This is a genomic window from Streptomyces sp. NPDC001848, assembly GCF_042891915.1.
GTDB lineage: Bacteria > Actinomycetota > Actinomycetes > Streptomycetales > Streptomycetaceae > Streptomyces.
The window spans coordinates 561,257-573,509 of sequence record NZ_JBIATP010000001.1; the positions used below are offsets into that span (position 1 = coordinate 561,257).

At 71.4% G+C, this 12,253-nt stretch carries 8 protein-coding genes; 1 reads left to right on the forward strand and 7 read right to left on the reverse strand.

The window, feature by feature from the left end; all coding sequences use genetic code 11:
• Positions 1-246: 246 nt before the first annotated feature.
• Positions 247-2,370, reverse strand: a complete 2,124-nt coding sequence (locus ACFYZJ_RS02585) for a type IIA DNA topoisomerase subunit B (protein ID WP_388562003.1) — start codon at positions 2,368-2,370, stop codon at positions 247-249.
• 439 nt (positions 2,371-2,809) lie between these two features.
• On the opposite strand from ACFYZJ_RS02585, the gene ACFYZJ_RS02590 reads away from it, so the two are divergent.
• Positions 2,810-3,040 carry a hypothetical protein gene (locus ACFYZJ_RS02590; RefSeq protein ID WP_388562005.1) on the forward strand — a complete coding sequence of 77 codons (231 nt, stop codon included), beginning with the start codon at positions 2,810-2,812 and terminating at the stop codon, positions 3,038-3,040.
• 201 nt (positions 3,041-3,241) lie between these two features.
• Here the strand turns inward: ACFYZJ_RS02590 and ACFYZJ_RS02595 are convergent, their stop codons facing one another.
• From ACFYZJ_RS02595 to ACFYZJ_RS02620, 6 genes are all read right to left on the reverse strand, one after another.
• The gene (locus ACFYZJ_RS02595) at positions 3,242-4,060 is read right to left on the reverse strand and encodes a S1 family serine peptidase (protein ID WP_388562007.1); all 819 of its coding nucleotides are present in this window, start codon (positions 4,058-4,060) and stop codon (positions 3,242-3,244) included.
• A 120-nt stretch (positions 4,061-4,180) separates the two neighbouring features.
• Positions 4,181-5,719 (reverse strand): RNA polymerase sigma factor, encoded by a 1,539-nt coding sequence (locus ACFYZJ_RS02600; protein WP_388562009.1) that lies wholly within the window; start codon positions 5,717-5,719, stop codon positions 4,181-4,183.
• Positions 5,720-6,254: 535 nt separating this feature from the next.
• Positions 6,255-7,142 carry a FadR/GntR family transcriptional regulator gene (locus tag ACFYZJ_RS02605; protein ID WP_388562011.1) on the reverse strand — a complete coding sequence of 296 codons (888 nt, stop codon included), beginning with the start codon at positions 7,140-7,142 and terminating at the stop codon, positions 6,255-6,257.
• A 162-nt stretch (positions 7,143-7,304) separates the two neighbouring features.
• Positions 7,305-9,044 carry an ATP-binding cassette domain-containing protein gene (locus ACFYZJ_RS02610; RefSeq protein WP_388562013.1) on the reverse strand — a complete coding sequence of 580 codons (1,740 nt, stop codon included), beginning with the start codon at positions 9,042-9,044 and terminating at the stop codon, positions 7,305-7,307.
• 121 nt (positions 9,045-9,165) lie between these two features.
• Positions 9,166-9,924, reverse strand: a complete 759-nt coding sequence (locus ACFYZJ_RS02615) for an NUDIX domain-containing protein (protein WP_388562015.1) — start codon at positions 9,922-9,924, stop codon at positions 9,166-9,168.
• 131 nt (positions 9,925-10,055) lie between these two features.
• Complete coding sequence (locus ACFYZJ_RS02620; RefSeq protein WP_388562017.1) at positions 10,056-12,194, reverse strand: glycogen debranching N-terminal domain-containing protein; 2,139 nt, start codon at positions 12,192-12,194, stop codon at positions 10,056-10,058.
• Positions 12,195-12,253: the final 59 nt, after the last annotated feature.

Below are 12,253 nucleotides of genomic sequence, written 5' to 3' on the forward strand. Positions count from 1 at the left end.
GTGGCCTCCGTGGGCGAGGAAGGGCGTTGTCGCGGCGGGTGCCGTCGACGCCCTCGACGCTACGGAAGCCGGCGGGGCGGTGGATCGGAGCCGGGGTGGATCGTGGGTGGATCCTCGGGCCTGCCCGGGCTCCACCCAGGGGTGGAGAGTCCGGAGCAGGCAGCGGTCGGGAAGCGGATGCGGCCGGGAGGGACGCCCAGGCGCCTTCCCGGCCCGCCGGGCCACTTGCCCCAGCCGACGCAGCGGCTACGCGTCGATGCGGGACCTGTCCAGTGTCGCCGCGGAGCTGGAGATGAACTCCTTGCGCGGTGCCACGTCGTTGCCCATCAGGAGGTCGAAGACCTGTTCGGCGGCTTCCAGGTCGGAGAGGTTGATCCGGCGCAGGGTGCGGTGGCGCGGGTCCATCGTCGTCTCGGCCAGCTGGTCGGCGTCCATCTCGCCGAGGCCCTTGTAGCGCTGGATGGAGTCCTTGTACCGGATGCCCTTGCTCTGGAACTCCAGGAGCTTGTCGCGCAGCTCGCGGTCCGAGTACGTGTAGACGTACTTGTCCTGGCCCTTCTTCGGCTGGATCAGCTCGATGCGGTGCAGCGGCGGCACCGCGGCGAACACCCGGCCCGCCTCCACCATGGGCCGCATGTAGCGGTGGAACAGCGTCAGCAGCAGGGTGCGGATGTGGGAGCCGTCCACATCGGCGTCCGTCATCATGATGATCTTGCCGTAGCGGGCCGCGTCGAGGTCGAAGGTCCGGCCGGACCCCGCTCCTATGACCTGGATGATCGCGCCGCACTCGGCGTTCTTCAGCATGTCCGTGACGGACGACTTCTGGACGTTCAGGATCTTGCCACGGATCGGCAGGAGCGCCTGGAACTCGGAGTTCCGCGCGAGCTTGGCCGTGCCGAGCGCCGAGTCGCCCTCGACGATGAAGAGCTCGCTGCGGTCGACGTCGTCGCTGCGGCAGTCGGCGAGCTTGGCGGGCAGCGAGGAGGACTCCAGGGCCGTCTTGCGGCGCTGGGCGTCCTTGTGCTGGCGCGCCGCGATACGGGTGCGGGCGGCGGCGACGGCCTTCTCCAGGACGACCCTGGCCTGCTGGGCGGCATCACGCTTCGTGGAGGTCAGGAACGCCTTGAGCTCCTTGGAGACCACGTTCGCCACGATGCGGCGCGCCGCGGAGGTGCCGAGGACCTCCTTGGTCTGCCCCTCGAACTGCGGCTCGGCCAGGCGGACCGTGACGACCGCGGTGAGCCCCTCCAGGGCGTCGTCCTTGACGATGTCGTCCTCGGCGACGCGCAGCAGCTTCTTTGCGCGCAGGACCTCGTTCAGCGTCCTGGTGACGGCCTGCTCGAAACCTGCGACGTGGGTGCCGCCCTTGGGGGTGGCGATGATGTTCACGAACGACCTGAGCGTCGTGTCGTAACCGGTGCCCCAGCGCAGCGCGACATCGACACCCAGCTCGCGGGTGACCTCGGTGGGCGCCATCTGGCCGTGGTCGTCCAGGACGGGGACCGTCTCCTTGAAGGTGCCCTGGCCGGAGAAGCGGAGGATGTCGCACACCGGCTTGTCGTTCGCCAGGTACTCGCAGAACTCGCTGATACCGCCGTCGAAGCGGAAGGACTCCTCCCCCTTGCTGCCGCCCTCGCCGAGCCCGTACTCGTCGCGGACGACGATGGTGAGGCCGGGCACCAGGAACGCGGTCTGGCGGGCGCGCTGGTGCAGCGTCTCCAGGGAGAGCTTGGCGTCCTTGAGGAAGATCTGGCGGTCGGCCCAGTAGCGCACGCGCGTGCCGGTGCGGGTCTTGGGGATCTTCTTGGTCTTGTGCAGGCCGCCCTTGGCCTCGAACTTCGCGTCCGGGCCGTCACCCGCGAAGACTCCGGGCACGCCACGCCGGAAGCTGATGGCGTGCGTGTGGCCGGCGCGGTCGACCTCGACGTCCAGGCGCGCGGAGAGGGCGTTCACCACGGACGCGCCGACGCCGTGCAGACCGCCGGAGGCCGCGTAGGAGCCGCCGCCGAACTTGCCGCCCGCGTGCAGCTTGGTCATCACGACCTCGACGCCGGACAGGCGGGTCTTGGGCTCGACGTCGACCGGGATGCCCCGGCCGTTGTCCCGCACCTCCACCGAGGCGTCGTCGTGCAGGATCACCTCGATGTGGTCGCAGTAGCCGCCCAGGGCCTCGTCGACGGAGTTGTCGATGATCTCCCAGAGGCAGTGCATCAGACCCCGGCTGTCGGTGGAGCCGATGTACATGCCGGGGCGCTTGCGTACGGCCTCGAGGCCTTCGAGGACGAGCAGGTGCCGCGCGGTGTAGTTGGAACCGTCCCGGTCTGCTCCGGTCAGCAGCGCTGTGGACGGCACGGACGTCTCGGCGGTCACGCGGTTCGCTCCTCGCTGAATTTCAGATGGGACCCCTGGGGCCAGGGGCCGGCTACGGTCGCCGGTCCGAGGGTACAGAGGCCTGGTAGAGCCGTTGTAACGCAACCCTCGTCGGTACCTCAGCCTAATCCAGAGTCGTACGGACGTTCGATCCCTCGTGGGGGTGAAGTACATATCACGTTCCCTTCGAGGCATGAACCATTTAGCCTCGGGGCACGTCCTCATCCACAACCGGCAACCCGCCGGGAGGACGGACAACCGACAGACAGCGCGAACCCGTACGACACAAGAGACGTAATACGGCACATTCGCCGCCAACCGGCAGCAGACAGCCGGCTCGGAAAGATTTTTTCGAGGAGAAGCCGCGAGCGGGAACGTTTTCGGCCTGGTTGGATGTTGACCCTGGTACGACAGCTCGTCGAGCTAGAGAAGAGGCGACGTGACTACTGTTCTGACCCACGCGAGCCCGCTGACGGCCGCTGACCGCTGCGACCGCTGCGGCGCCCAGGCGTACCTGCGCGTCGTCCTCCTGAGCGGCGGAGAACTGCTCTTCTGCGCCCACCACGGCCGCAAGTTCGAGCCGGAACTCAAGAAGATCGCCGCTGAGATACAGGACGAGACGGAACGGCTCACCTCCGTTCCGGCGCGCGCGTCCGACGAGGAACGCTGACCCTTCGCGTCCACGACGAGCCGGCACCGGCACCGACGCCGGTGAGCGGGCGGCCACCCCATCGGGGAGTGGCCGCCCGTACTCGTACGACGCGTAGGGCCGGCCTCCTCTTGGCGCACACCGACCGCACACTCGCTGCCGGCGACAGCCCGCGCGGGTCTGGCCTGCACGCGGCCCGAGGCGGCGCCGGAAGCGCCGCCCTCAGTGGCCGCCCCCCAACGCCTTGACGGCCTCCGAGACCCGCGTGTAGACGCCGGGGCGCCCCGGCTGCCCGCAGCCGCTTCCCCAGGACACCACGCCGATCAGGCGCCCATTGGCGACCAGCGGCCCACCGCTGTCCCCCTGGCAGGCGTCATGACCGCCTTCCGGCGCCCCGGCGCACAGCATGGAGGACGGGTCGTACTTGCCCTCCAGACCGCCGGGATAGGCCCGCTCACAGGTCGCATCTGTCAGCACCTGAAGGCCGGCGGCCCGCAGACTGCTCGTGTAGTCGGCATTCCCAGTCATGTCCCCCCAGCCGTACACCGTCGCAGGCGTGCCCGGCGTATAGGCCGGATCACCGGCGGGCGCCATCGGGATGACCGAGCTCGCGGGGAGCGGGGAGGCGAGCGTGAGCACGCCGAAATCCCCGGTGTTCGTGACGCTGTTGTACTGCGGATTGACCCATGTGGAGGTCACGGGGATCTCCTTGCCCTGGCTGGACGTGAGATCCGTACGGTCCGCGATCACCTTCAGATCCCGCAGCCGTCCCGGCGGCCCTCCCAGGACGGCCGCGCTCAGACAGTGGGCGGCGGTCAGGACCATGGAGCGGTCCACCACCACGCCTCCGCAGAACTGCCCCGCCCGGGTACCCCCAAACCGGTCACGGCTGGAGAGGGCAACCGTCCACGGGCTCTGTGAGATGTCGACCGGAACCCCTCCGATGACAACGCTGTCGGCCGTCGCAGGCACGGGGGCCGCCAGCTGTATCAGGGCTGCTGCGGCTGCGAGTGCCAGGGATCGGGCGTAGGGGCGACGCATGCGCTCTCCTCACTGTCGGATCGTCGTAGAACACCCACAGTGATCCAGCCGACCGCATCCCGCACACGCAAAGGGGCCGCCTCCCGTAGGAGACGGCCCCTTATGACGTACGGCCGAGGCCTAGTCGAGGTAATCGCGCAGCACCTGGGAGCGCGACGGGTGACGCAGCTTCGACATCGTCTTGGACTCGATCTGGCGGATGCGCTCACGGGTGACGCCGTACACCTTGCCGATCTCGTCGAGGGTCTTCGGCTGACCGTCGGTGAGACCGAAACGCATGGAGACGACGCCCGCCTCGCGCTCGGACAGCGTGTCGAGCACGGAGTGCAGCTGCTCCTGCAGCAGCGTGAAGCTGACCGCGTCGGCCGGGACGACGGCCTCGGAGTCCTCGATGAGGTCACCGAACTCGCTGTCCCCGTCCTCGCCCAGCGGGGTGTGCAGCGAGATCGGCTCCCGCCCGTACTTCTGGACCTCGATGACCTTCTCCGGGGTCATGTCGAGCTCCTTGGCCAGCTCCTCCGGGGTGGGCTCGCGGCCCAGGTCCTGGAGCATCTGGCGCTGCACGCGCGCGAGCTTGTTGATGACCTCGACCATGTGCACCGGGATGCGGATGGTGCGCGCCTGGTCAGCCATGGCGCGGGTGATCGCCTGACGGATCCACCAGGTGGCGTACGTGGAGAACTTGTAGCCCTTGGTGTAGTCGAACTTCTCGACCGCGCGGATCAGACCGAGGTTGCCCTCCTGGATGAGGTCCAGGAAGAGCATGCCGCGGCCGGTGTAGCGCTTGGCCAGGGAGACCACCAGACGGAGGTTGGCCTCCAGCAGGTGGTTCTTGGCGCGGCGGCCGTCCTCGGCGATGATCTCCAGCTCGCGCTTGAGCTTGGGGGCGAGCTTGTCGGCGTTGGCCAGCTTGTCCTCGGCGAAGAGGCCGGCCTCGATGCGCTTGGCGAGCTCCACCTCCTGCTCGGCGTTGAGCAGGGGGACCTTGCCGATCTGCTTCAGGTAGTCCTTGACCGGGTCCGCAGTGGCACCGGCGGCGGCGACCTGCTGCGCGGGCGCGTCGTCCTCGTCCTCGTCGGAGAGCACGAAGCCGGCGCTCTCCGCGCCCTCGGGCTCCTCGCCGGCCTTGACGGGGGTGTCCTCGAGGACGTCCTCGTCGAGCAGCTCGACTTCGTCCTTCTTGGCGGCGGTGGTCTTCTTGGCCGCCGTCTTCTTGGCGACGGTCTTCTTCGCGACCGTCTTCTTCGCTGCCGCCGCCTTCTTGGCCGCGGTCTTCTTGACGGGCGCGTCCTCAGCCGGGTCGTCCGCGACCGGAACCGCCGGAGCGGCGGGTGCGGTGGCCTTCTTGGTGGTCACCGTCTTCGCCGCGACGGACTTGGTGGCGGTGCGCTTGGCCGGACTCTTCGCTGCGACGCTCTTTCGGGTGCGCTTGGGCTCTGCGGCACTGACCATCAGCGTCACACCCTCTTCCTCGAGGATCTGGTTGAGGCTGCGCAGTACGTTCTTCCACTGAGTGGCCGGAATCTGGTCAGCTTCGAAGGCCCGACGCACATCGTCGCCGGCGATCTGCCCCTCAGCCTTTCCCCGCTCAATGAGAGCCATGACAGAGACGGACTCGGCGATCTCCGGCGGGAGCGTACGGGATGTGCTGGCCGACACGAACAACCTCTCGGAACGTTGGAAAACGGCTTCCGGCCCCATCCACAACGGACAGGAGCCGACCGCCGGCTTGGGGATGGGCCGACGGCGCGGGCGGGGCCGGGAGATGCACAGCGCCGCGAACGGCGTCCGTATTCCCTCCTCGGCTGTCACCTCTTAGGTCATCGCACAGCCCCGGAGAGCGTTACGCCCAATCCGCGTGGCCCGGATCACACCCCGTAACCGCTCAAAAACGTCCAGATACGGGCAGAGGTGGTCGGCCGACGCCGCTGCCGACCTCAACTGTCGACGGTTCCACACCATCGCGTATCCCGGAAGCCGCATCCGACACACGGAATCCGCGTCCGACACCGGGAATCCGTCGCCGGCCCGGGGCGGGGGCGCCGGTCTCCGTCGGACTCCGCCGGGTCCCGGGAGGATCCGACGGAGTCCGACGGCGGGCGCACGGGCGCTCCGCGGCCACCGGACCGCGCGCACCGGGTGCCGCCCGATGCGGATACCCACCCCCTGGTCGCATGGCTGCCGGTGTGCCGTCTCAGTGCTCGCGCGGCGCGGGCACCACGCGCTCAACCTCGGGGTGGACGGTGAGCAGTTGCCGCATGGCCCCCTCGGCTGCCGCGCCGTCACCCGCGGCGAGCGCGTCGACGATGCGGGCGTGCTGTGACAGGGCCGTGTCGTTCGGGCGGTCACACCCGGTGACCGGGCCGCCGGAGACCTGGAGGGCGGCCGAGACGATCCCCGAGAGGTGCTCCAGCATGCGGTTACCGGCGACCTGGATGAGCAGCGAGTGGAACTCCGCGTCGGCACGCGAGAAGGTCAGGGAGTCGCCCTGCCCCATGGCGTGGCCCATGATCTCGACCATGTCGCCGAGCCGCTGCTGCACCTCCTCGCGCCCGTGCCCGGCGGCGAGGCGAGCGGCGAGCGGCTCGATGGTCCAGCGCAGCTCGCTCAGCTCGCGGCGCTGGTCGTCGCGCTGCGGCCCGAAGGCACGCCACTCGATGATGTCCGGGTCCAGGAGGTTCCAGTCGCTGACGGGGCGTACGCGTGTGCCGACATTCGGACGGGCGCTGACCAGGCCCTTGGCCTCCAGGACGCGCAGCGATTCACGGACGACGGTCCGGGAGACCTCGAAACGCTGTCCGATCTCCTCGGGCACCAGCGGGCGGTCGGCGCCCAGGTCGCCGGAGACGATCATCTGGCCCAGCTGCTGGACGAGTTGGCCGTGCAGTCCGCGTCCGCGGCTGCCCGCGGCGCGCCGGCCGACGCGGCCCAGTTCCGGGTCTCCGCCCTCCCACGAGGGGGCGCCGACGCGGTCGGCGGCGGGCGCCTCGGCGTAGGGGTAGCGGTCGAGTTCGCCCGGTCCGGCCAGGCCGGAGTCTGCTGAGCGGGCGGCGGTCATCATGGTGTGCGCAAGGGTACTCACGGATCCTTTGTCGGCTCCCTCTCCAACTCCCTTGAGGTCTTTGGTGAAAAGCACACGAAAGGGTGATCGCTCACGGCGTCGCAATTGACGCCTTATCGGAAAGAAATGGGCGCTTTTCAGGGGAGTTGTGACACAGGAGGACCGGATCGGCACGGACTGTTGTCATCGGACTCTGCTGCGCAGGGTTGTGATCAGGTACGCGCACAGCAGTGCGGACAGGGACAAGGCCAGTGCCCCACCCACGGGTTGAGCGATCATGTGCGCCGCCGCGGCCAGGTACCGTTCCCCACCGAAGGGCCACCGCAACAGCGTCAGGGTGTGCATCCGCTGGGCGAAGCCCGTCGAGTCCCGCACGGGCGGCCCCGCCAGCACCTTCTCGACCAGGGGCACGACGACGACCGGCACCGCGAGGACGGCGGCGAGCCCCGCCGTCGTGGACCGGAAGAGACCGGCGGCCAGCACACCGGCCCAGGCGCATCCCGCGACCAGCCCGCACCAACTCGCTGCGAGCGGCAGCCAGTCGGCGGGAACCTGGGCGACCTCCCGCCCGTAGAGGAGGTGGAGCGACACGAGGTCGCAGCCGGCGGCGAGGGCGGCCAGCGCCAGCGCGGTGGCCCCGGCGACGAGGAGTTTCGCGGCGAGCAGCCCCAGGCGGCGGGGGACGGTCCCGCAGTTCACCGCCAGGGCGGGATGGCGGAACTCGTCGCCGTAGGCGAGAGCGCCCAGCAGGCCGGCGCCGAGTGCCCCGGGCGGCAGCGGGAGCTGTTGCGGCCAGGCGGCCAGCAGGCGGCGCTGGGGAGTGTGCCCCGTGCGGGCGAGGAGGACGGACAGGAGGACGGAGGTGACGAGGACGGCGGCGGCGGTGGCCCAGCCGGTGCCGATCCCGGCGGCACGGCGCAGTTCGTACCGCAGCGGGCGCAGGGGGCTCGGGGCGGAGCGGACTCTGACGGGCGGCGGCAGCGGCTGCCGGTCGCCCCGTTCCGGCGTCTCGGCCGACGGGGTCAAGGTGGCCTCGGCATCGGCGGTCGGCCCCATGTCACCGATTTCGTCGGCGAGTTGGTGAATGAGGATGCCGTGCCGGAAGGCGGCTTCGCCGATGTCGGCACACGTACTGCCGTACACCGACAGCCGGTTGCCGTCCTCCTGGACGATCTCCACGGAACGCTGCGCGGCCCTGGCCTCCTTGGCGAGCAGGGTGCCGAGGCGGGCGGCGTGCGGGCTGCGGACGGCCACGCGGGGCCGCAGCCGGGTACCGGCGAAGTCGGCGGCCGGTTGGTCCGCGACGAGACGGCCCCGGTCGAGAGTGACGACGTGATCGGCGGCGCGCGCCGCCTCCCTCGGGTCGGCCGTGGTGAACAGAACGGTGCCGCCCTGGGCGGCGTGCGCGCGCAGCACGCCGTGCAGCCAGCGCCCCTCACGGGTGGAGAGCCCGCCCGCGGGGTCGTCGAGCACGAGCGTGTACGGGTCGGCGAGCAGAGCGCAGGCGAGGCCGAGGCGCCGGTCCATCCCTCGCGAGAGGGTGCCGAGCCGCTCGTTGCGCAGGCCGACGAGTCCCACCGCGTCGAGGACCTCGTCGGCGCGACGGGCCGGCACGCCCGCCGCGGCACACAGCATGCGCAGTTGTCCGCGGACCGTGCGCGCGGGATGACCGGAGACATCGCCGAGCAGAACGCCCACCTCACGGGCGGGGTGGGCGATGCGGTGCAGCGGACGGCCCCGGAAGTAGGTGACGCCGCGGCCCGATTGAAGTTCGAGCATGAGCCTGAGCGCCGTCGTCTTGCCCGCACCCGAGGCTCCCAGAAGCGCGGTGACGTGGCCTGCGTGGGCCTCGAAGGACACGTCGTCGACGGCGGGCGGAAGGTCCTTGCGGGGGTTGCTGGTCAATCCGATCGCCTGGATCACCCGATGCAAGATAGCGCGATATGCCGATTTTGTCGGGAACCTTGCTGACGAACCGGCTCTCACTTTGATCAGACATAACATGATCGGACATATGTCCGGAACCGATCTCGGCGACGGAGGCTCAGACCTCAGGACGCAGCATGGGCGGGTTCAGCAGCGTGGCGCCGCCCGCACGGAAGAGCTGTGCGGGGCGGCCGCCCTGCCGGGTCGTCGTACCACCCGTGGGGACGAGGAAGCCGGGCGTACCGGTCACCTTGCGGTGAAAGTTGCGCGGGTCGAGCGCCACGCCCCAGACGGCCTCGTAGACCCTGCGCAGCTCCCCGACGGTGAACTCGGGAGGGCAGAAGGCGGTGGCCAGCGAGGAGTACTCGATCTTGGATCGGGCGCGCTCGACACCGTCCGCGAGGATCTGCGCGTGATCGAAGGCGAGCGGAGCCACCGGTTCGCCGGCGCGGCCGTACCCGCCCTGCTGCAGCAGCTCCTCGACGGGCGCCCAGCGCACATTGCCGGCGTCACCGCCGGCTCGGGGCGCGGGCAGGTCGGGGGCGAGCGCGAGATGGGCGACGCTCACCACCCTCATCCGCGGGTCGCGCTTCGGGTCGCCGTACGTGGCCAGCTGCTCCAGGTGGGCGCCGTTGTCCTGAGCCGGTGCGGACGGGTCGTGGGCCCGCAGCCCCGTCTCCTCGGCCAGCTCACGCGCGGCGGCCTGCGCCAGGTCCTCGTCCGCCCGGACGAAGCCGCCCGGCAGCGCCCACCGGCCCTGGAACGGCGGCTCGCCCCTGCGCACCGCCAGCGCACACAGGGCGTGGCGGCGCACGGTCAGCACGACCAGGTCCACGGTGACGGCGAAGGGCGGAAAGGCCGACGGGTCGTAGGGCATGTCGCGATCATAGTCGTCTTCCTGACGATAAACACTCCCTTCCGCGACCGCTTCGGCAGCTGATCCACTTCTGTCCGGTGCAGGTGTCATCGACGGCCGCCCTCCGCCCTGCCGCGCCGCATCATCCGAGGTCACACCCCCAGCTGCAGCCCGTCTGCCGCCTCCTCCACCATGGCGAGGCCGAGCCGGCCCACCCGCACGGAGAAGGGCGCGCCGGCGAGCCTCAGTCCGGTCAGGACGATCTCGCCGAGCGGGGCGCTGCGGACCGGACACAGGGTCACCGTCCCGGCGGGCGCATCGGGACGGATTCCGACGAGCGCGGTGAGCAGCAGCACCCCGGCGGCGGCCGCCGTGGCGGCGGGTCGACAGGCCGCCGGATGCGGCAGCGGCGCGCTCCCTTCCGTCCGCGGCTCGCCGGCGAACATCTCGGGCAGCCGGTATCCGAACGCCTCCGCCGCCGCCAGCATCCCGCCGAGCAGCCCGCCCGCCTCCTTCTCGTACCCGGCGGCGGCCAGTCCCGCCACGGCGACCGCCGTCTCCTGGACCCGGACCGCTCCCCCGCGGTGTCCGAACGGGTTGTACGCCGTCTCCCTGGCCGCCAGTCCGCGCAGCCCCCAGCCCGAGTCCATGGCGGGGCCGCCGAGCAACCGGGCGAGCTGCTCGGTGCGCACCTTGTCCAGCAGACCGGGCGCCAGGGTGCCGCAGCCGAGCAGTCCCGTGTCGAGGAGGTGGGCGACGCCCGCGCCGAGGTGCGGTACGAGGTGTCCGTCGCGGGTGCGGGCGGCGGCCGGTCTGCCACCGGACCGGTCCTCGATCCAGAAGTCCTCGCAGAACGCGTCGCGCAGTTCCTCGGCCCAGGCGCGCAGCTCCGCCCCGCCCGGTCGCCCGCACGCGTCGAGCAGGTCGGCGCCGACCACCGCGGCGCGGTGGGCATGCGCCTGGGTCTCGCAGCGCAGCGGCCCGGCCGGCTGCGGGTCGGGGAGGTAGACGCCGTCGCCGACGGTGGTGCGCAGCCACCGCAGACAGTGCTCGGCCGCCGGCAGCAGCTCCTGCGTGTCCCGCTCGGGAAGCCCCCAGCGCCAGGCTTCCGCGAGGAGCACGGGGAACAGCAGGGTGGCCTCGGTGCCCGTGCAGCCCGCTGGCAGATACGCGCCCGCGTCCCGGCGGGGCCCGGGGATCATGCCCGAGCGGAGGCCCGGGCCACCGAGTTGGGTACGGGCGAGGATCCGCAGCGTGCCCGCGGCCAGCCGGGTGCCGAGCGGCAGCGTCATCCGGGCCGCCACCAGGGACTCCGCGGGCGCCGGGCCGCAGCGCCACGGCGCTCCGGCCGCCAGCTGGATATCGGAAGGATGCGCGGGGTCCCGGAGCAGCAGGGCCCGGAGGTCCTCGACGCAGGTGTGCAGCAGCGGCTGGACACGGGGGTCGTCCCCGGTGGCCCGGGTCTGCGCGAGCGGGTTCGTCGCGCCGCGTCCCACCGCTCTGACCGGGCCCGCGCCGTCCGGCCGCACCCGCAGTTCCACACTTCGCGTCCCGCCGGGCGGCAGTTCCAGCTCCCAGCGCAGGAGCCCGGCCGAGGCGAGGGCGTCCGTGGGGGGCGGTGCGACCGTGACCGCGCAGTCGCCCTTCCGACAGGACCAGCGCAGCCCGGAGTCATGGACGGTGGCCGGAAGTTCGGGTCCGGTGCTGCCCGAGGCGATCTCTCCCAGTTCCGCGAGGTCCGTGCCCAGGGCCACCTCCACCGGCAGCCGCAGCGGGCGGGGGGCCGCGCTGTGCAGGGTGATCCGCTCCGTGCCGTCGGCGGACCGGACGCGCTCCACTACGACGTCCGGATCCGGTCCCGCGTCGGGGGACGCGTGCACCGTCCCCACGAAGCGGGCCCGGTCGGCCGCGACCATGCGGGCCTGCACGGGCAGCGGCTCCCGCCCGGCCACCCGCACCTGGCAGCGGGAGAGCACGCGCCGGCCCGCGCGGTAGAACCCTTCCAGGCCCTGCCCCGTCAGCTGTCCCTGATCGGTGGAGATCACAAGGCCGGGCAGGGCGACGCAGATCAGTGCGGTGTGGGCGGGCGGCAGGTCGGCCACGCGGCGCGGCGGAGCGGGCGGCGGCGCAGGGCAGGCCTGGAGCCGGTCGACGTGCGGGACAGGAGCCGGTGTGCCGCCCGGCGTCCTGGGCACGGCCGGTGGGACACCCCTGGCAGGGTGGGGCGCCGAGGGGCCGTGGCGGGGACGCCGGTTGCCGTCGGGGGTGGAGAACGGTGCGGGCAGGGGCATGGGGCGGCTTTCTCTGCGCTCGGTACGCCTGGGGTGCGCCCGGAGCCGGATGAGCGGCT